This window comes from Cupriavidus sp. 09_S30 (genome assembly GCF_056930435.1).
This window is the reverse complement of record NZ_JBXOWI010000001.1, coordinates 802,897-822,927: the sequence shown is the minus strand read 5'-3', so window position 1 is coordinate 822,927 and position 20,031 is coordinate 802,897. Positions and strand designations below refer to the sequence as shown.

At 68.0% G+C, this 20,031-nt stretch carries 16 protein-coding genes; 10 read left to right on the top strand and 6 right to left on the bottom strand.

The window, feature by feature from the left end; all coding sequences use genetic code 11:
- Positions 1-26: 26 nt before the first annotated feature.
- The 7 genes from AC1Z3O_RS03865 (at position 27) to AC1Z3O_RS03835 (ending at position 9,193) form a co-directional block, all read left to right on the top strand.
- Complete coding sequence (locus AC1Z3O_RS03865; protein WP_483513668.1) at positions 27-1,007, top strand: HpcH/HpaI aldolase/citrate lyase family protein; 981 nt, start codon at positions 27-29, stop codon at positions 1,005-1,007.
- Between the two features lie 100 nt (positions 1,008-1,107).
- Positions 1,108-2,286, top strand: coding sequence for a bifunctional 2-methylcitrate synthase/citrate synthase (gene prpC, locus AC1Z3O_RS03860; RefSeq protein ID WP_483513667.1), 1,179 nt, complete (start codon positions 1,108-1,110; stop codon positions 2,284-2,286).
- A gap of 193 nt (positions 2,287-2,479) precedes the next feature.
- Positions 2,480-3,031 carry a hypothetical protein gene (locus AC1Z3O_RS03855; RefSeq protein WP_483513665.1) on the top strand — a complete coding sequence of 184 codons (552 nt, stop codon included), beginning with the start codon at positions 2,480-2,482 and terminating at the stop codon, positions 3,029-3,031.
- A 79-nt stretch (positions 3,032-3,110) separates the two neighbouring features.
- Positions 3,111-4,562 carry a bifunctional 2-methylcitrate dehydratase/aconitate hydratase gene (locus AC1Z3O_RS03850; protein ID WP_483513663.1) on the top strand — a complete coding sequence of 484 codons (1,452 nt, stop codon included), beginning with the start codon at positions 3,111-3,113 and terminating at the stop codon, positions 4,560-4,562.
- A 228-nt stretch (positions 4,563-4,790) separates the two neighbouring features.
- Positions 4,791-7,496, top strand: coding sequence for an aconitate hydratase AcnA (acnA, locus tag AC1Z3O_RS03845; protein ID WP_483513661.1), 2,706 nt, complete (start codon positions 4,791-4,793; stop codon positions 7,494-7,496).
- 253 nt (positions 7,497-7,749) lie between these two features.
- On the top strand, positions 7,750-7,890 hold the full coding sequence (locus AC1Z3O_RS03840) for a hypothetical protein (protein WP_483513659.1): 141 nt from the start codon (positions 7,750-7,752) through the stop codon (positions 7,888-7,890).
- Between the two features lie 100 nt (positions 7,891-7,990).
- The gene (locus tag AC1Z3O_RS03835; RefSeq protein WP_483513657.1) at positions 7,991-9,193 is read left to right on the top strand and encodes a DUF2863 family protein; all 1,203 of its coding nucleotides are present in this window, start codon (positions 7,991-7,993) and stop codon (positions 9,191-9,193) included.
- 76 nt (positions 9,194-9,269) lie between these two features.
- On the opposite strand, the gene trmB is transcribed toward AC1Z3O_RS03835, so the two are convergent.
- On the bottom strand, positions 9,270-9,950 hold the full coding sequence (trmB, locus tag AC1Z3O_RS03830; protein WP_483513655.1) for a tRNA (guanine(46)-N(7))-methyltransferase TrmB: 681 nt from the start codon (positions 9,948-9,950) through the stop codon (positions 9,270-9,272).
- A gap of 248 nt (positions 9,951-10,198) precedes the next feature.
- Between trmB and AC1Z3O_RS03825 the strand changes: the two genes are divergently transcribed.
- Positions 10,199-11,824, top strand: a complete 1,626-nt coding sequence (locus AC1Z3O_RS03825) for an ABC transporter substrate-binding protein (protein WP_483513654.1) — start codon at positions 10,199-10,201, stop codon at positions 11,822-11,824.
- 389 nt (positions 11,825-12,213) lie between these two features.
- On the opposite strand, the gene AC1Z3O_RS03820 is transcribed toward AC1Z3O_RS03825, so the two are convergent.
- The 5 genes from AC1Z3O_RS03820 to AC1Z3O_RS03800 form a co-directional block, all read right to left on the bottom strand.
- Positions 12,214-13,146 (bottom strand): class I SAM-dependent methyltransferase, encoded by a 933-nt coding sequence (locus AC1Z3O_RS03820; RefSeq protein ID WP_483513652.1) that lies wholly within the window; start codon positions 13,144-13,146, stop codon positions 12,214-12,216.
- A 105-nt stretch (positions 13,147-13,251) separates the two neighbouring features.
- Entirely contained in the window at positions 13,252-14,007 is a 756-nt protein-coding gene (locus tag AC1Z3O_RS03815; RefSeq protein ID WP_483513651.1) for a hypothetical protein, read from the bottom strand.
- A 157-nt stretch (positions 14,008-14,164) separates the two neighbouring features.
- The gene (locus AC1Z3O_RS03810) at positions 14,165-14,701 is read right to left on the bottom strand and encodes a DNA-deoxyinosine glycosylase (protein ID WP_483513650.1); all 537 of its coding nucleotides are present in this window, start codon (positions 14,699-14,701) and stop codon (positions 14,165-14,167) included.
- A 111-nt stretch (positions 14,702-14,812) separates the two neighbouring features.
- Positions 14,813-16,714, bottom strand: a complete 1,902-nt coding sequence (gene htpG, locus AC1Z3O_RS03805; RefSeq protein WP_483513648.1) for a molecular chaperone HtpG — start codon at positions 16,712-16,714, stop codon at positions 14,813-14,815.
- Positions 16,715-16,898: 184 nt separating this feature from the next.
- Positions 16,899-18,350 carry an aminotransferase-like domain-containing protein gene (locus tag AC1Z3O_RS03800; protein WP_483517508.1) on the bottom strand — a complete coding sequence of 484 codons (1,452 nt, stop codon included), beginning with the start codon at positions 18,348-18,350 and terminating at the stop codon, positions 16,899-16,901.
- Between the two features lie 143 nt (positions 18,351-18,493).
- On the opposite strand from AC1Z3O_RS03800, the gene AC1Z3O_RS03795 reads away from it, so the two are divergent.
- Both AC1Z3O_RS03795 and AC1Z3O_RS03790 read left to right on the top strand, forming a co-directional pair.
- Positions 18,494-19,180: a VOC family protein gene (locus AC1Z3O_RS03795; RefSeq protein ID WP_483513647.1), complete on the top strand. Its 687-nt coding sequence runs from the start codon at positions 18,494-18,496 to the stop codon at positions 19,178-19,180.
- Positions 19,181-19,292: 112 nt separating this feature from the next.
- On the top strand, positions 19,293-20,021 hold the full coding sequence (locus AC1Z3O_RS03790) for an alanyl-tRNA editing protein (protein WP_483513645.1): 729 nt from the start codon (positions 19,293-19,295) through the stop codon (positions 20,019-20,021).
- The last annotated feature ends 10 nt before the right edge of the window (positions 20,022-20,031 follow it).

The window sequence follows — 20,031 nt, the reverse complement described above, 5'->3', positions numbered from 1 at the left end:
TCCCCCCTCACTGAAGAACCGTCAACGTGCACCCATCCGAGGTCTTGTTCCAGGGCGAATCCATTCCGGTCCAGTTGCCCGTGTGCGACCACTATGCCGGCAGCGAAAAGCTGATGCTGAAATCGCTCGCCCTGCAGCAAGAGCTTGGGCCCGTCTTCGACCTCACCCTCGATTGCGAGGACGGCGCGGCGGTCGGCCAGGAACGCGAGCACGCCCAGTTGTGCGCGCGCCTGATCAACGGCCCGCTCAACGCGCACAACCGCGTCGGGGTACGCGTGCACGCTCCCTCGCACCCGTCCTGGCGCAGCGACGTCGAGATCCTGGTCGGCGAGGCCGGAGCCCGCCTGGCCTATGTGGTCGTGCCCAAGGCCACCGACGTGGTAGAGATCGCGCGCGTGACCGACCACGTCAACCAGGTGGCACGCTCGGCAGGCATTGCGCGCCATATTCCAATCCATGCCCTGATCGAGACCCATGCGGCGCTGGAACAGGTGTTCGAGATTGCTTCCCTGGTGCAGGTCGAATGCCTGAGCTTCGGCCTGATGGATTTCGTCTCGGCCCACCACGGCGCCATCCCGGGCGAGGCCATGCGCTCGCCGCAGCAGTTCGAGCACCCGCTGATCCGCCGCGCCATGCTTGAAATCTCGGCGGCCTGTCATCGGCATGGCAAAGTGCCCTCGCACAATGTCAGCACTGACATACGCCATCCGGAACGCGCCGGCGAGGATGCGCGTCGCGCCCGCACGGAATTCGGCTATCTGCGCAAATGGAGCATCCACCCGAGCCAGATCGAGCCGATCGTCGAGGCCTTCCGGCCGGCGCGCGAGGAAATCGGCGCGGCCAGCGAGATCCTGCTGGCCGCCTATGAGAACAGCTGGGCACCGATCCGGCATCAGGACCAACTGCACGACCGCGCCAGCTACCGCTACTACTGGTCGCTGCTGCAGCGTGCGCACGCCACCGGCGCGCAACTGCCCGAGCGCGTCCAGGATTTGTTCTTCGCCTGAATGGCGAAGCGGCGTGGCGCGGTGCCACGCCATCGGAGAGCCGGCAGCCCGCGCGCGCGGGCGCCACGACAAACCAACAATGCAGAACCAGGAGATCCCGATGCCCAAAGCGCAAGTGCCCGCCAGCCCCGACACCGCCCCCACCGCTCCGAAGCCCAAGAAATCCGTGGCCCTGTCCGGCGTGACCGCCGGCAACACCGCGCTGTGCACGGTCGGCCGCAGCGGCAACGACCTGCACTACCGCGGCTACGACATCCTCGACATCGCCGACGCCTGCGAATTCGAGGAGATCGCCCACCTGCTGGTGCACGGCAAGCTGCCCACCGTGGCCGAGCTGCGCGCCTACAAGGCCAAGCTCAAGGCCCTGCGCGGCCTGCCCGCCAACGTCAAGGCCGCCCTGGAGTGGGTGCCCGCCAGCGCCCACCCGATGGACGTGATGCGCACCGGTGTGTCGGTGCTGGGCACTGTGCTGCCCGAGAAGGATGACCACAACACCCCCGACGCGCGCGACATCGCCGACCGCCTGATGGCCTGCCTCGGCTCGATGCTGCTGTACTGGTACCACTACAGCCACAACGGACGGCGCATCGAGGTCGAGACCGACGACGAGTCCATCGGCGCGCACTTCCTGCACCTGCTGCACGGCGAGAAGCCGTCGGCGCTGTGGGAGCGTGCCATGCACACCTCGCTGATCCTGTACGCGGAGCACGAGTTCAACGCCTCGACCTTCGCCGGCCGCGTCATCGCCGGCACCGGCTCGGACATGTACTCGTCCATCTGCGGCGCCATCGGCGCGCTGCGCGGCCCCAAGCACGGCGGCGCCAACGAGGTGGCCTTCGAGATCCAGAAGCGCTACGACACCCCCGATGAGGCCCAGGCCGACATCACGCGCCGCGTCGAGAACAAGGAAGTGGTGATCGGCTTCGGCCACCCGGTGTACACCATCAGCGACCCGCGCAACAAGGTCATCAAGGAAGTGGCACGCAATCTGTCCAAGGACGCCGGCTCGATGAAGATGTTCGACATCGCCGAGCGCCTGGAAACGGTGATGGCGGACATCAAGAAGATGTTCCCCAACCTGGACTGGTTCAGCGCGGTCAGCTACCACATGATGGGCGTGCCCACTGCCATGTTCACCCCGCTGTTCGTCATCGCGCGCACCTCGGGCTGGGCCGCGCACATCATCGAGCAGCGCATCGACAACAAGATCATCCGCCCCAGCGCCAACTACACCGGACCGGAAAATCTGAAATTTGTACCGATCGGCAAGCGCAAGTGAGCCGCGCGACGCACCGGGGCCGGGAACGGCACGTGGCGGCGTCGATTATGTAACCATTGGCACCGCCCCTACGCCCGCCGCGCCAAATCGTAGAGAATAGCGGCGGAACGGCGCCCCGCCCCTCCCCCGAAAAGGAGGGGGGAGGGAGCGCCAGGCCCGACTGAAGATCTCATTCTCCGAAAGGAATCGCCTGATGAAACACCTCCTGATCGCCGCCTGCCTCGGCGCCCTTACTGTGACCGCCGCCGGCACCGCCGTGGCCCAGGAACCCGCCACGAAGCACACCGCCAAGAAGGCGCCTGCCAAGAAGAGCACGAAGAAGGCAGCAACCACCGCCGAAGCGCCGGTGCCGCCCAAGGGCGAGAAGTGGAGCTGCGAGCTGGGTAACAACCTCTATATCGACGGCAACATGCAGCGCGACGAGGTCATCACGCTGAACTGGCATGGCAAGGAATACAAGCTGCCGCGCGAGAACACGGTGACCGGCGCCGACCGCTACTACGACGCGCGTTCCGGCCTGGACCTGGTCGTGATCCCGAGCAAGGCGATGCTGTTCGACCACAAGGAAGCCCACCGCCTGGCCGATGAATGCCAGACCGCGGCCATGCAGGGCGGCGCTGCCGCACCGACGCAGGCCGGCGGGCTGCGCGCCCCGGTGACCACGCCGCTGCTGATGGCACCGGCGCAGCAGCCGGCGCAAACGCAGGATGCTGCGCCGCAGCAACCTGCGCAGCCGCACCAGTAAGTCAAGCTGCAAGCCAGCCGGGCGGCCAGCCCGGCACGCCAGACCAGCCGAAGACAGGCAGGAGCGCCGAGGAAACACCATGTCCGCAGCCATCTCCAGTGTCCGTCCCGATACCGACCAGGTCATCGTCGACATCGTCGACTACGTGACGCAGTACCAGATCAAGAGCGCGCTGGCCTACGACACGGCCCGCAACTGCCTGATCGACACCCTCGGCTGCGGCATGGAGGCGCTCTCCTACCCCGCCTGCACCAAGCTGCTGGGCCCCATCGTGCCCGGCACGGTGGTGCCCAACGGCGCCAAGGTTCCCGGCACCCAGTTCCAGCTCGACCCGGTCCAGGCCGCCTTCAGCATCGGCGCCATGATCCGCTGGCTGGACTTCAACGACACCTGGCTGGCCGCCGAATGGGGCCACCCCTCCGACAACCTGGGCGCGATCCTGGCCACCGCCGACTGGCTCTCCCGCAGCAACCTGGCCGCGGGGCGCAAGCCGCTGGTGATGAAGGACGTGCTCTGCGCCATGATCAAGGCGCACGAGATCCAGGGCTGCATCGCGCTGGAAAACGCCTTCAACAAGGTCGGCCTGGACCACGTGGTGCTGGTCAAGGTGGCCTCCACGGCCGTCACCGCCCGCCTGCTGGGCCTGTCGCGCGAGGAAATCGCCAATGCCGTGTCGCTGGCGTGGGTCGACGGCCAGAGCCTGCGCACCTACCGCCACGCGCCCAATACCGGCAGCCGCAAGAGCTGGGCGGCCGGCGACGCCACCAGCCGGGCCGTGCGCCTGGCGCTGATCGCGCGCACCGGCGAAATGGGCTACCCATCCGTGCTGACCGCCAAGACCTGGGGCTTCTACGACGTCCTCTTCAAGGGCCAGCCGTTCCGCTTCCAGCGCCCCTACGGCAGCTACGTGATGGAGAACGTGCTGTTCAAGATTTCCTTCCCGGCAGAATTCCACGCGCAGACCGCGGCCGAGGCGGCCATGGCCCTGCATGGCCAGCTCGCCCAGGCCGGCAAGAGCGCGGCCGACATCCGCCGCGTCACCATCCGTACCCACGAGGCCTGCCTGCGCATCATCGACAAGACGGGCCTGCTGGCCAATCCGGCCGACCGTGACCACTGCATCCAGTACATGGTGGCGGTGCCCCTGCTCTTCGGCCGCCTTACCGCCGCGGACTACGAGGACAGCGTGGCGGCCGACCCGCGCATCGACGCGCTGCGTGCGAAGATCGTCTGCGTGGAAGACCCGGCCTTCACTGCCGACTACCATGACCCCGACAAGCGCTCGATCGCCAACGGCCTGACCGTCGAGCTCGATGACGGCACGGTGCTGCCGGAGGTGCTGGTGGAATACCCGATCGGGCACAAGCGCCGCCGCGAGGAAGGCATCCCCTTGCTGGTCGAGAAGTTCCAGACCAACCTGGCGCGGCGCTTCCCGCCCAGGCAGCAGCAGGCCATCCTCGATATCTCGCTGGACCAGGCGCGCCTGGAGGCGATGCCGGTCAACGACTATGTCGACCTGTATGTGATTTGAGCCGAGTCAGGCCACTGCGCCGGGTGGGTTGCCCTGCGCCATCGGCCGAGGCTACAGTTGAGCATTGTGACCGGCGGCGTGGCCATGCCGCCGGTGTGCGGGGGCGCGCCGCGCCCCCACGCCCGCGGTACGGCGCCATGCTTGGGCACCGTGCCGCGCTGCGGATACCATGATGTCCGAGTCAGAATCCGTCATCAGCCCGCACCACCCTTCGATTGGAGTAAGGCAATGCCCCACAACCTGAACAAGACTCTGAAAGAATTCAAGATCGGCCCGTCGGCCAAAGGCAAGTTCTACTCCCTGCCCCAGCTCGGCAAGGAACTCGGCGTGGCCGTCGAGCGCCTGCCGATATCGATCCGCCTCGTGCTCGAATCCGTGCTGCGCAATTGCGATGGCAAGAAGGTGACCGAGGAACACGTCAAGCAGCTGGCCGGCTGGCAGCCCAACACAGACCGCGTCGACGAGATCCCCTTCGTGGTGGCGCGCGTGGTGCTGCAGGACTTCACCGGCGTGCCGCTGCTGGCCGACCTGGCCGCCATGCGCAACGTGGCCGAGACCATGGGCAAGAACCCCAAGAAGATCGAGCCGCTGGTGCCGGTGGACCTGGTGGTCGACCACTCCGTGCAGGTCGACTACTACGGCGACAAGAAGTCCCTCGACCTGAACATGCAGCTGGAATTCAAGCGCAACAACGAGCGCTACCAGTTCATGAAGTGGGGCATGCAGGCCTTCGACACCTTCGGCGTGGTGCAGCCCGGCTTCGGCATCGTGCACCAGGTGAACCTGGAATACCTGGCGCGCGGCGTGCACAAGAAGGACGGCGTCTACTACCCTGATACCCTGGTCGGCACCGACAGCCACACCACCATGATCAACGGCATCGGCGTGGTCGGCTGGGGCGTGGGCGGCATCGAGGCCGAGGCCGGCATGCTGGGCCAGCCGGTCTATTTCCTGACGCCGGATGTGGTCGGCGTGGAACTGAAGGGCCGCCTGCGCGAAGGGGTGACGGCCACCGACCTGGTGCTCACCATCACCGAGATGCTGCGCCGCGAAAAGGTGGTGGGTAAGTTCGTCGAGTTCTTCGGCGAAGGCACGGCCAGCCTGTCGGTGCCGGACCGCGCCACCATCGGCAATATGGCGCCCGAGTACGGCGCCACCATGGGCTTCTTCCCGGTCGACGAGAAGACCATCGACTACTTCAAGGGTACCGGCCGCACCGACGAGGAAATCGCCGCCTTCGAGGGCTATTTCCGCGCCCAGAAGATGTTCGGCGTGCCGCGCACCGGCGAGATCGACTACACCAAGGCGTTGACGCTGGACCTGGGCACCGTGGCGCCGTCCCTGGCCGGCCCGAAGCGCCCGCAGGACCGCATCGAGATCGGCAACGTCAAGTCCAACTTTGCCTCGCTGTTCGCCAAGCCCGTGGCCGAGAATGGCTTCAACAAGGACATCGCCGAACTCGACCGCCCCTACCAGACCGCCGACGGCCTCCAGATCAAGAACGGCGACGTGCTGATCGCCGCCATCACCTCCTGCACCAACACCTCCAACCCCAGCGTGCTGCTGGCAGCAGGCCTGCTGGCCAAGAAGGCGGTCGAGGCCGGGCTGACCGTGGCCAAGCACATCAAGACCTCGCTGGCCCCGGGAAGCCGCGTGGTGACGGAATACCTGGAGGCGACCGGCCTGCTGCCCTACCTGGAGAAGCTGGGCTTCGACGTGGCCGCCTACGGCTGCACCACCTGCATCGGCAACGCCGGCGACCTGACGCCTGAGATCAACGAGGCCATCGTCGACCACGACCTGGTTGCCGCTGCCGTGCTGTCGGGCAACCGCAATTTCGAGGCGCGCATCCATCCGAACATCCGCGCCAACTTCCTGGCCTCGCCGCCGCTGGTGGTGGCCTATGCCATCGCCGGCACCGTCACGCGCGACCTGATGACCGAGCCGGTCGGCCAGGGCAAGGATGGCCGCGACATCTATCTGGGCGACATCTGGCCGACCTCGGAGGAGATCCACGAGTTGATGAAGTTCGCCATGAACGCGGACGTCTTCAAGAAGAACTACGCCCAGGTCAACAAGCCGAGCAAGCTGTGGGCCAACATCACCGGCACCACCGGCCAGGTCTACGACTGGCCCAAGTCGACCTATATCGCCGAGCCGCCGTTCTTCGACAACTTCAGCATGGAGCCGGCACAGGGCGTGACCAGCGTGCGCGGCGCGCGCGCGCTGGGCATCTTCGGCGACTCGGTCACCACCGACCACATCTCGCCGGCCGGCTCGATCAAGGACACCTCGCCCGCGGGCAAGTACCTGCTGGCGCACGGCGTGCTGAAGGCCGACTTCAACAGCTACGGCTCGCGCCGCGGCAATCATGAGGTGATGATGCGCGGCACCTTCGCCAATGTGCGCATCAAGAACCTGATGATCCCGGCCAAGGCGGACGGCTCGCGCGTGGAAGGCGGCCTGACCCTGCACCAGCCCAGCGGCGAAGAAATGTCGATCTACGACGCCGCCATGCAGTACATCGCCGACGGCACGCCGACCATCGTGTTCGGCGGCGAGGAGTATGGCACCGGCTCGTCGCGCGACTGGGCGGCCAAGGGCACGCAGCTGCTCGGCGTCAAGGCGGTGATCGCGCGCAGCTTCGAGCGCATCCACCGTTCCAACCTGGTCGGCATGGGCGTGCTGCCGCTGCAGTTCAAGGGCAGTGACTGCGCTGAATCGCTCGGCATCACCGGCACCGAGACCTTCGACATCGAGGGCATCGAGGGCGACCTGAAGCCCCAGCAGGACGTGACCCTGGTCATCCACCGCGCCAGCGGCGATGTGCAGCGCGTTCCGGTGCTGCTGCGCATCGACACGCCGATCGAAGTGGACTACTACAACCACGGCGGCATCCTGCCGTTCGTGCTGCGCCAGCTGCTCGCCGCCTGACGTCCGGCGCCGCCGTCCCCAGCAAGGACGGCGGCCGCTTCCTGGCTACACCCCCACGCCGCCTGCCGCGCTCTTGCGCCGCAGGCGGCGCGTCTTTCCGGCCAGGGCTCCGGTGGCCGGCCCTGCAGCGCCTGCGTGTAAGTTCCACGCAAGCCGCCGCTGCCAAACTGTCTCCGACAACAACGATGCCGCAGCCCGCCGGGCCGGCAATCAGGCAACCGGGTACCCAGCCCGCCATCCACCAGGAGACACCATGGTCAAGATCCTCATCGCCTTCGTACTCGTCGCCGGCGGCGCCCTTTACCTGCTGACCCGCGCCGGCGGCGACGTCGCCATCGCCGGCGAGCAGCACAGCGTCGAGTCACACGCGCCGGCCGCCTCCGCCCAGAAATAGGCCCGCCCAGTTTTCCACGCGCGCGACCCCGCCAGGCCGCTGCGTTTGCCATGGCAGCGAGTAGAATATCGTTTTACCGATATACGGATGATTTCTACATATGGCAGGTTTTCGCTCCAAGGCTTCCCCACGTCTTTCACCTGACGCCGAGCGCCTGGTGGCGGACGCGCTCGCCCTCGATGCCTCGGGCAGCCGCATGGAAGACGGGTACTGGGAGCGGAGGCTCTCGCAACGGCTCGGCCGGCTGCTGAAGAACGGCAGCCAGACCGCGCTGGACGCTGCCCTCGAGCACCTGTTCAAGCACAATTCCGACGCCTCGGACGTGCTGGCCGAGCAGGCGGAGACGCTGGCGGAGTCGGCAACGGTCGAGGTCGACGGCGTGCGCTACGATGCCCTGCTGATCGCGGCTCCCATCCTGGCCCACACCCGCTACGCCATCCCGTCCGGCGCGCTCAAGCCCGAACTGGCACAGACACTGACCGTGCACCTGCAGGCCCACGTGCTGGGCGCGCAGACCAAGGTGGCGCTGTCGCCCTATCTGTACAGCATCGACCAGCTGCCGCGCACGCACAGCGATACCTTTGCGCTGACGCACAGGCTGGTGTCGGCCGCGCTGTCCGGCAACGCGCCCAAGGTCGACCTGCGCGACTTGCCCGAGACGGCGCCCATCCTGGCCGACCCGCGCTATCTGCTGGCGGTGGTGGTGGCGCCGCATGAAGGCGCGCTGTTCCGCTGGCAGGAAGACGCGAAGGAGCACCATGCCGAGCGCTCGATCTGCCTGGAGCAATGGCGCACCCAGGTGCAGCCCTCGATCGCCCTGCTGCTGCCGGGCTGCGAATTCGAGCTGCTGCTGCCTGATGCATTCTTCCTGTCCTGCCGGGAATCCGACAAGAGCATCCGCCCGCTGACCGTGCGCGCGGCGGTCAACTACCTGTGCGGCACCCTCGATGTGCCGGCCGGGCAGCTGGCCGCGGTGCTGGCGGCCTTCGGCGAGGACGAGGTCGAGGAGTACCGCGTGGGCTTCACCATGCGCGGCGAGAAGGACGTGATCTACGGCATCGTGTGGCCGGTCTACGGCCGCGAGTCCGGCGAGATCGACAGCGAGGAAAAAGGCAACCCGCTCGAGCAGATCTGCGAGGAACTGCGCAACGCCGGCGTAGAGGACATCTTCCGCCACGCCGCGCTGTTCGACCCCGAATACTGCGAAGACTGCGGCACGCCGCTCTACGCGGACCGCTCCGGCGAGATTGTCCACGCCGAGCTGCCGGAAGACGCGCCGACCCAGCAGCCGCTGTTCCACTGAGTTGCTGAACCACTGAGTCCCGGGCGGATCGCCCGCGCCATCCAGACGGCCCGCCCACGCGGGCCGTTCGTCTTTGTCAGGCGGCCGCGCCGGCCGCTTCGCTGACACAGCGCCACAGGGCGTGGCCCGAAGCCGCGTACTTGCGCTCGAATGGCGTCATCGCCTGCTCCGGCTGCCAGGGCTCGACGTGCGCGGGCCTGCCGGCCAACGTCAGCGCCAGTGCAAATTCCTCCACATAGATCTGCCAGTTGCTGCGGCATTCGAGGTAGGCGCCACAGGCGGCCAGTGCCGGGAACACGGCATGACCCTGCCAGCGCCGGCCCAGGTGGCCGATCTTGGGCCAGGGGTTCGGATACAGCACATAGTGCCGGTCGACGGCCACCTGCTCCGCCTGCAGCAGGCGCCAGACGTCGACCAGGTCGGCGCGGGCCCAGGTGAAGTTGTCCGGCAGTGGCCCGTCCCACCAGTCCTTGCCCGCGGCCAGGCGCTTCTCCGACTGGTCCACACCGATCACGAAGTGGCCGGGCCAGGCCTGTGCCAGCCGCAGAGTGCTCTCGCCCACGCCGCAGCCAGCATCCAGGATCAGCGGCGCACCGCCGGCCCGCTGCCAGTGCTCCAGAGCCTGCTCGAGCGCGCGCCGGCTGGGCTCGCCGACCGGCTTGCGGAAGGGCTCGGCCAGATGGCGCACCAGGCGTGCCTGCAAATGCTCATGGATGCCGGCCTGGGCCGAGGCGATGGTACGGGAATTGGCGAACATGGCCGCGATTCTACCGGGTGAGGCCGCACCGGTCCGCACCGGCCTGCGGACCATGGACATGGCGGCGCGCCGCGGGGCCGTAGCCGGCACATCTTGCCCCCCAATCGCCATGCCGGTCACCCGCGCGAGGCCCGACTGCACGCCGATGTCTTTTTGGCGGCACAATGCGGTCTGTCCATCCGAGAACCCACCCGCTCGCGACCGCTTCCGTTGCGCGACACGAGCCGGGCCCGCACGAGGAGCACCCGATGACCGCCAGCCACCGTTCCCCTCCCTCCCCGCGCTCGCCCGCGCGGCGGCGCCTGCTGCAAGCCGGCGCCGCGCTGGCGCTGGGCCCTGCCGCCCAGGCCTTCCGGCCTGCCGGCGCGGCCGACCCCGATACCTTGCGCATCGGCCTGGCGGCCGATGTCACCTCGATGGACCCGCAGTGGAACAACGCCGGCCCCAATAACGCCATTGCGCTGCACATCTTCGAGTCGCTCGTGTTCATGGACAAGAACGCGCGCTACATCCCCGGCCTGGCGCTGTCCTGGAAGCCAGTCAACGCCATCACCTGGGAAATCAAGCTGCGCCCCAACGTGAAATGGCAAGACGGCTCGCCCTTCACCAGCGAGGACGTCAAGGCCTCGCTGGAACGGCCCGAGAAACTGGTCAACAGCCCCGGCTCCTTCACCAGCTATACCAAGCCGATCGCGCGCATCGACACGCCAGACGCCCACACCGTGCGGCTGACCATGAGCGTGCCCAACTACGCCAACCTGGCCAACGACCTGAACAGCGTGCCGATCATGCCCAAGAAGGTGGCGGCCACGCTGACGCAGGCCGAGTTCGACTCGGGCAAGGCGATGATCGGCACCGGGCCGTTCAAGTTCGTGCGCTTCGCGCGCGGGCAGGAAATCGTGATGGAGCGCAACCCCGACTACTGGGGCCCCAAGCCCGAATGGGAGCGCGCCGTGTTCCGCATCCTCACCGACAACGGCGCGCGCACCGCGGCCCTGCTTGCCGGCGACGTCGACGTGATCGAGAGCGTGCCCTCGGCGGACGTGGCCAAGCTCAAGCAGAACCCCAAGTTCAAGATCGAGCAGCAGGTGTCGTGGCGCACCATCTTCTGGCAGATGGACCAGTGGCGCGACAACCCGCCCTTCGTCACCGACAAGGCGGGCAAGCCACTGGGCAAGAACCCGTTCAAGGACGCACGGGTGCGCGCCGCGATCAGCAAGTCGCTGAATCGCGACGCCATCGTCAGCCGCATCATGGAAGGCCTGGCGGTGCCGGCCTCGTCCATCGTCTCCCCCCAGATCTTCGGCCACCCCGGCACCAAGCCGGATGCCTACGACCCGGAAGGCGCGAAGAAGCTGCTGGCCGCCGCCGGTTACCCGGACGGCTTCGGCCTGACCTTGCACGCGACCAACAACCGCTACCTGAACGATGCCGCGGTGGCACAGGCCACAGCCGGCATGCTGACCCGCATCGGCATCCAGACCAAGGTGGAAACGCTGCCGGTGGCCGCCTACTTCACCCGCGCGCGCCAGGGCGACTTCGCCTTCCAGATGCTTGGCTGGGGCTCGGCCGCGGCTGACGTCGCGCTGCGCTCCATCCTAGGCACGCCCAATCCCAAGACCGGCTACGGTACCTGGAACTGGGGCAAGTACAGCAATGCGCAACTCGACCAGCTCATCGAAAAATCGCTGACCACCGTCAGCAGTGACAAGGCCCGCGAGGAAAACGCGCGCACCGCGGCGAAGTTCGCCCTGGCGGACCACGGCATCATTCCCTCGCACAGCCAGCTCGCGATGTGGGCCATGCGCAAGGGCGTGCGCTACGAGGCGCGCACGGACGAGTGGTCGCTGGCGCAGTTCTTCCATAAGGAATAGGGGCGGGGGGTGGGGGCTTCGTCGTGCCTTGGCGTGCTGGATAACACCAACGGCTTCGTTAAGCCTTGGCGTGCTGGATAACACCGACGGCTTCTTCTTAGCCTTGGTGTGCTGGACTACACCAACGGCTTCGTTGCTAGTGGCGCCTTGCTAGACCACCCCTCTCCCCAACCCTCTCCCCGTGAGGGGAGAGGGAGCCAAGACACTAAGCTTGGCGATTGGTGTTGGCGCATCCCGTCGGCTTCGACTGGCGCTGGGATTCGCCCCGCGCCGGTTTGCTCCCCTCTCCCGCTTGCGGGAGAGGGGTCGGGGGAGAGGGCCGGCGCTCGCCAGAACGAAGGCACGCACTGCGCGCCAACGTCCGCCCACCTTCCCTCACGCCCGCACCCTCAGATCCGCAGCCTCTCCTCCTGCCGCGCATTCGCGGCGCGCAGCTTGGCCACCCAGTCGCGCGCCGGCAGGCGGGTGGTCGTCTCGATCACCTTGGCGCGCGCCTCCAGCACATCCCACGATACGTCGATCTCCGGGCCGTTGAAGGCCAGCGCGATGACGTTGCCGTCGTGCACCTCAGGGAAGACCAGCACGCGGTTGTCGAAGGCTTCGCAGATGCGGACGATGTTCTTGGGGAAGCTGTCGTGGTCGCCGAACAGGTTGATCGTCATCACGCCCGGCGCCTTCAGCACGCGGCGGCAAGCCTTGTAGAAGGCAGTGGTGTCGAGCACCGGCCCGCGCGCGGTGGCGTCATACAGGTCCACCTGCAGGGCATCGATGCTGGCGGTGTGGGCGGCGTCCATCACGAAGTCCCAGGCGTCCTGCTCCAGCACTTGCAAGCGTGCGTCGTCGTCGCGCAGGCCGAACATGCTGCGCCCCGCCACGATGACGGCCGGGTTCAGCTCCACCGCCGTCACACGCGCACGGCTGAAGTTGCGGTGGCTGAACTTGGTCAGCGCGGCGGCGCCGAGGCCAAGCTGGGCCACGTGGAAGTCCGGCGAGGCGGGCGACAGGAACAGCAGCCAGGCCATCATCTGCTGGGCGTATTCCAGTTCGATGGCGTCAGGCTTGCGCAGGCGCATCGCGCCCTGCACCCACTCCGTGCCGAAGTGCAGGTAGCGCACGCCATCCATTTCGGAGAAGGTCACGGGCGCAAAGCGCGGCGTCATGCGCTTTTCCTCGCGCGCCTGCCCGCCCTTGCGCGCGGGCTTGTCCTCGCGCGGCGCCGCGTCCTGGTCATCGCTGCGTTCTGCACGGCGCTCGGCGCGCGTGCCGCGCGCGGGGCGGCGGGAGGCCTCGGCCTCGATGGATTTGCGTTTCAGCAGGGTCATAAAAAGATAAGAAGACTTGTCGATCATTCTGGCCCGCCACAGCGGGCCGGTTGCAAAAAGAATGGGGCGCCCCTTTGCGCCCCATGCGCCATGCGCGGTATGGGTTCAGGACCTGACCTGGGCCGACTGGGCGCGTTGCAGCCACTCACGATTGTGCTCGCGCGCATGCCGCGGCCAATGGCGCGCATCATGCACGATCTCGGCATACAGCGCGCGGGCCCGTTCGCGGTCCGACGCCTCGGCTTGCTGCGCCAGCCAGTCGGCGAACAGGCAGCGCGCCGCGACATCGCTGGCGCAGGTGAGCGCCGTCTCGAACGCCGCCCGCGTGCCGGGTGCGCCCTGCGCAGCCAGCGCGCGCGCATACAGCAGCGCGGGATCGGCCTGCTGGCGCATCTGCGGATTGCCGGCGAAGAACTGGTCCAGCGTGGCCCCCGCCGCGGCCGCATCGCCCGTGGCGAACTGCGCCTGCGCCAGGCCAAGCAGCAGCGCCGGATCGCTCGCGAACGGGCCGCTGGCAGCAGCCTGGTAGTGTTGCAGCGCCTCGCGCGCCTCGCCCGCTTCCAGCAGCGCCGCCGCCAGCCGCATGCGATGGGCGACGGTGGGCGTGCGGTCGAAGTCGGTGCGTGCCTCGCGCACCGCGCGGTTGGGGTCGACGAGGTTGGACAGCGCGCGCGTGGCGACTCTTGCGCCGCGCGACTGCCGCAGCGCGGGCAGGTAGACGGCAAAGAAATAGACCACGCTGCCGAACAGCGGGAAGGCGAACAGGATCAGCAGCCAGTACATGTTCTGCTGCGTACGCACCGCGTGGACGGCAAAGTAGATGGCGACGATGACGTGGAGGCTGATTCCCAGGTATGGCATTGTGCGTGCTTGTCCCGCACCGCTCGCGCGGCCGGGCCAGTGGTTGGCTACAGGTGGAATTGTGACAGAAGTACGGACCCCGGCCGCCGCGCGGGGAAGGTGCTCCGCGTACACAGGTACGAGGACGGCACACGACGCTGTCGGGCGACGGCCTCCGCTATGCGGCGGAGGTGGCGGGCAGCAGCAGCCCGCGCCAGAGCTCCAGCTTCTGCGCGAAACTGCGTGCCGCGTGCGCCGGGCTCGACGACGGCAGCACCACGGTCTCGTAGCCGGCCGCGGCAAACTGCGGCGCGAAGCGGCCCGAGGTGCCGCCGTTGAAGCCCACGCGGCGCAGCTCCGGCGCGAGCGCGCGCAGGCGCTCGAAATCGTTGGCCTGCGGATGGCGGATATTGCTGTCCAGGCTGCCCTCGCGCGCACAGGCGCCGAGTACGTCCCAGACACCGATGCGATGAGCGAGCAGTCGCACCAGGCGCTCGGCATAGGGCAGTTCGGGCAACGGCTCGCCGGTCAGCGCACCCATCAGCGGCCAGAACTGGTTGCGCGGATGGGCATAGTACTGGCGGGCCGCCAGCGAGGCGGCGCCAGGGAAGCTGCCCAGCACGAGGACCCGCGTATTGCGATCGATGACCGGGGGCAGGCCCACGTGCAGGTCGGGCAGGTCAGGCATGGCGAGTGGTGGCCTGTCGTCAGGCATCGGCATTCCCGCGCAGCGTGACGACGCGGCATGTGCCCCGCCCCCGGCCTGCGGGGGCGGAAACGCGGCACGGGACGAAGCCCCGCGGCATGCCGATCACGCCCCGCGGCCTCAGGCCAGCAGCTTGTTGACCCGCTGCACGTAGGCGGCCGGATCTTCCAGCATGCCGCCTTCGGCCAGCAGCGCCTGGTCGAACAGCACCTGCACGCGGTCGGCGAAGGCCTCGCCCTCGGGCAGGTCGCGCAGCTTCTGCACCAGCGCGTGCTCGGGGTTCAGCTCCAGGATGGGCTGCATGTCGGGCGCCTTCTGGCCGGCCTGCTTGAGCAGGCGCTGCAGGTAGCCGCTCATGTCGCCTTCGTCCGACACCAGGCACGATGCCGAGTCGGTCAGGCGCAGCGTCACGCGCACGTCCTTGGCCTTGCCGTCGAGCACGGCCTTGGCGCGGCCGAGCACGTCCTTCCAGTCGCCTTCGGCCTTCTCCTGTTCCGCCTTCTCCTCAGCGTCGGCCAGCGTGCCGAGGTCGAGTCCGCCGCGCGCCACCGAGACCAGCTCCTTGCCGTCGAACTCGCGCACGAAGGACAGCATCCACTCATCGACGCGCTCGGTCAGCAGCAGCACTTCGATGCCCTTCTTGCGGAAGACTTCCAGGTGCGGGCTGGACTTCGCGGCCACCCAGGTGTCGGCGGTGACGTAGTAGATCTTGTCCTGCCCTTCCTTCATGCGGCCCACGTAGGCGGCCAGCGAGACGTTCTGCTCGGCGTCGTCGTTATGGGTCGAGGCAAGGCGCAGCAGCTTGGCGATGCGTTCCTGGTTGGCCTGGTCCTCGCCCATGCCCTCCTTGAGCACCTGGCCGAACTGCTGCCAGAAGGTGGCGTACTTGTCGCGCTCGGCCTGCTCATCGCTGTCGGCCAGCGCTTCCAGCATCGACAGCACGCGCTTGGTGCAGCCTTCGCGGATGGCCTTGACGTCGCGGCTTTCCTGCAGCAGCTCGCGCGACACATTCAGCGGCAGGTCGGCCGAGTCCACCACGCCCTTGACGAAGCGCAGGTAGGACGGCAGCAGCTGCTCGGCCTCGTCCATGATGAAGACGCGCTTCACGTAGAGCTTGAGGCCGCCCTTGTGGTTGCGGTCCCACAGGTCGAAGGGCGCGCGCGCCGGAATGTAGAGCAGCTGGGTGTATTCGCTGCGGCCTTCCACGCGGTTGTGCGTCCACGCCAGCGGCGCCTCGTTGTCGTGCGCGATGTGCTGGTAGAAGGCGGTGTACTGTTCGTCGCTGATGTCGGACTTGGCGCGCGTCCACAGCGCGCTCGCCTGGTTCACGCTCTCCCACTCGTCGGTGCGCTTGTAGGTGTTGGCCTCGGCATCCCACACTTCCTTGGGCATGCGGATCGGCAGCGAGATATGGTCCGAATACTTGCGGATGATCTCCTTGAGCTTCCAGGCCGACAGGAAATCGTCCTCGCCCTCGCGCAGGTGCAGGGTGATGGTGGTGCCACGCTCGGTGCGGTCGATGGCGTCGACGGAGAACTCGCCGTCGCCGGCGCTTTCCCAGCGCACCGCCTCGCTGGCGGGCAGGCCGGCGCGGCGCGTCTCCACACTGACCTTGTCGGCGACGATGAAGGCCGAATAGAAGCCCACGCCGAACTGGCCGATCAGGGCGGCGTCCTTCTGCTGGTCGCCGGAGAGCTGCTGGAAGAACTCCTTGGTGCCCGAGCGGGCGATGGTGCCGAGGTTGCGGATGGCCTCGTCGCGGCTCATGCCGATGCCGTTGTCGGTGATCTTCAGCGTGCGCGCGGCGCTGTCCACCTCGATACGGATCGCCAGGTCGGCATCGTTCTCCAGCAGGGCGGGATTCGCGATCGCCTCGAAGCGCAGCTTGTCGGTGGCGTCGGAAGCATTGGAGACCAGCTCGCGCAGGAAGATTTCCTTGTTGCTGTACAGCGAGTGGATCATCAGGTGCAGCAGTTGCTTCACTTCCGCCTGGAAGCTCATCGTTTCGTGCGGTGCGGTCATGGTTCTCCTCTTGGGAATCTCGGGAATCTGGGAATCTCGGTACCCCGGAAATGCGCCCCGGGGCCTGCGGAATATCGGAATGCTCGTGGCGCGGTGCTGGCAGCGCGCCGGGCCGGCATCTCGCCGCCCGTGCCCCGACAAATAAGGGCCGGGACGGCGCTTTTCAAGTCCCGGCATTGTGCCGTCAGCGCCGCTCCATCTGCCGCGCCAGGAAACGCAGCATGCCCGGATCGGCGCTGCTGGCCACATTGAAGCGCATCCAGGCCGAGGGCAGCTGCGAGGGCGAGAACAAGCTGCCGGGCGCGAACAGGTAGCCCTCCTCGTGGCCCGCCGTGGCGATGGCATTGGTGTCGCGCCCGGTGTCCGCCCACAGGTACATGCCGGCGTGCTGGCCAGGGAACAGCTTCAGGCCCAGGTCTTCCAGCGTGCGCCGCGTCTCGTCGCGGGCACGGTCGAGGCGGGCGCGCACCCGTTCGACGTGCTTGCGGTAGTGCCCCTCGGTCAGCACCTTGTAGAGCACGCGCTCGTTGATCTCGGGCGAGGTCAGGCCGGCCAGCAGCTTGGCGTCGGTCAGCGCCGAGGCCAGCTCCGCGTCCGCGGCGATGAAGCCCACGCGCAGGTTGGGTGCCAGCGTCTTGGAGAAGCTGCCCAGGTAGATCACCCGGCGCAGCTGGTCCAGGCTGGCCAGGCGCGTGGCGCTCTGGCCCGGCGGCAGCAGGTCGCTGTAGATATCGTCCTCGACGATCAGGAAGTCGTACTGCTCGGCCAGGCGCAGCAGCTGGAAGGCCTTGGCCGCCGACAGCGAGGTGCCGGTGGGGTTGTGCACCACCGAATTGATGACGAACAGCCGCGGCCGGTGCGCCTGCACGATGCGCTCCAGCGCCTCCAGGTCGGGGCCCTCGGGCGTGTATGGCACGCCGATCACCTGCGCGCCCTGCGCGGCGAAGCGGCCGAACATCACGAACCAGGCCGGATCGCCGACCAGCACCGCGTCGCCCGGCTGCAGGTACAGCCGCGCGATCAGGTCGAGCGCCTGGGTAATGCCCGAGGTCAGCACGATCTGCTCCGACGTGGCGCCGATCTCCAGCTCGGCCAGCCGCGTGCGCAGCTGCTGGCGCAGCGGCAGGAAGCCCTGCGGCGTGCCGCTGGAAAGGAAGTGCCCGCCGGGCTGGCGGCCCAGGCCCCGCAGCGCGCTGGCGATCAGCTCGCCGTCCAGCCACTCATTGGGCAGGAAGCCCAGCCCCGGCGCCTTGTGGCTCTCCGCGGTGTGGAACATGCTGCGCAGCAGCCAGGTCACGTCGATATTGCGGGCGCGCGCCGGCACCGGCGCCGTCGGCGCCTGCGGAGCCGACGGTTCGCGCACGTAGAAGCCAGAGCCGCGCCGCGACTCCAGATAGCCCAGCGCCACCAGGCGCTCATAGGCCTCGACCACGGTGAAGCGCGAGATGCCCTTGTCCTGGGCGAGCTGGCGGATCGAGGGCATGCGCATGCCGGCGCGGAACACGCGTTCGTCGATGCGCATGCGCGCCCACTCGGTGAGCTGCTCGACCAGCGTCATCTGCGCCGAGGGCACGGGATCGGGCAGCCGATCGACCCGGGATGCCGGCATCACCAGCCGCGAACGCGCGGACGGCATGTCTTGCACGCCGCTTCCGCTATCCTTCTGTGCCTGGGCCATCGTCTGCTCCCCTTCCATGCGCGCTCCCGCAACTGTACTGCGTACGACTGGAACAACTGTATAGGTACTGTACCGACAACTTTCTCTACCATCAAGCCAAGATGAAGCTTGCCCTCGACCACCTCGTGATTGCCGCGCCCGACCTCGAAAGCGGGGCGCAATACGTGGCCGACCAGCTCGGCGTAGCGCCGCAGCGCGGCGGCAGCCACCCCGGCATGGCCACCCACAACCGGCTGCTCGGCCTGTTCGGCGACTGCTACCTGGAGGTGATCGCCCCGGACCCGGCCGCGCCCGTGCCGCAGCGGCCGCGCTGGTTCGGGCTCGACAGCGAAGCCGTGCACCAGCGCCTGGCCGGCGGCCCCTTCCTGCTGCACTGGGTGGCGCGCGTGGAGCGGCCCACCGACCTGGGCCAGTGGCAGGCGCAGTACCCGGGGCTGATCGCGCCGGTGATACCGATGACGCGCGGGCACCTGCGCTGGCGCATCGCGGTGCCCGATGATGGCAGCCTGCCGGCCTGGACGGGAGAATCGGACGAGTCGGGCCTCGCCGGCGACGGCCTGCTCCCCACGCTGATCCAGTGGGACACCGCCGAACGCCCTGGCACGCAGCTGCCGCGCCAGGATCTCGCGCTGCGCGCGCTGCGTGGCCGGCATCCGCGTGCGGCACTGCTGCAGCAGGGGCTGGACTGGCTCGGCGCCGGCAGCCTGATCGCCGTGGAGCACGGTGATGGAGCGCCCGAGCTCATCGCCGAGATCGAGACGCCGCAAGGCGTGCGCACGCTGCGCTGAGCATGCTGAGCGTGCGGACCGGTCCGGCAGCGGATCGGCAGGCAGCAAGTGACAAGACGTAAAGAGCAGTAAAAAGGGCAGGTAGAAAGAACACAACAAGGAGACACCGGCAATGTGCGCCACCCGCAAGCGATTCGACGACGACGCCTACCTGCAGCAGTGTGAAGCCACCGTGGTGGCCGTGCACGAGGAAGGCATCGAACTCGACGAGACGGTCTGCTACGCTCGCAGCGGCGGCCAGGCGGGCGACACCGGCACGCTGACCCTGGCCGACGGCAGCACGTTGGCACTGGCCGACACCATCTACTCGGCCGACCGCAGCCGCATCCTGCACGTGCCGGCCCCTGGCGCCGCCCTGCCCCGTCCCGGCGAGCGCGTGACGGTGCGCATCGACTGGGCACGCCGCCATCGCCTGATGCGCCTGCACACCTGCCTGCACCTGCTGGGCTCGCTCATCCCCGTGCCCGTGACCGGTTGCGGCATTTCCGCCGAATCGGCCCGCATCGACTTCGACCTGCCCGAGTCCACACTGGACAAGGCCGACCTGACGGCGCGCCTGAACGCGCTGATCGCGGCCGACACCGCGCTTATGATCGAACTGATCACGCCGCAGGAGCTGGCCGCCCAGCCGGAACTGGTGCGCACCGTGGGCGCAGCCCCGCCGGCCGGCACGGACCGCATCCGCATCGTCAGCATCCCAGGGGTGGACCGCCAGCCTTGCGGCGGCACGCATGTGGCGCGTACCGGCGAGATCGGGCCGGTGGTGGTGAGCAAGATCGAGAAGAAGAGCCGCAGCAACCGGCGCGTGGTGGTGCAGTTCGCGTCGGCCGAAACGGCTTGAGTCCGTGGCC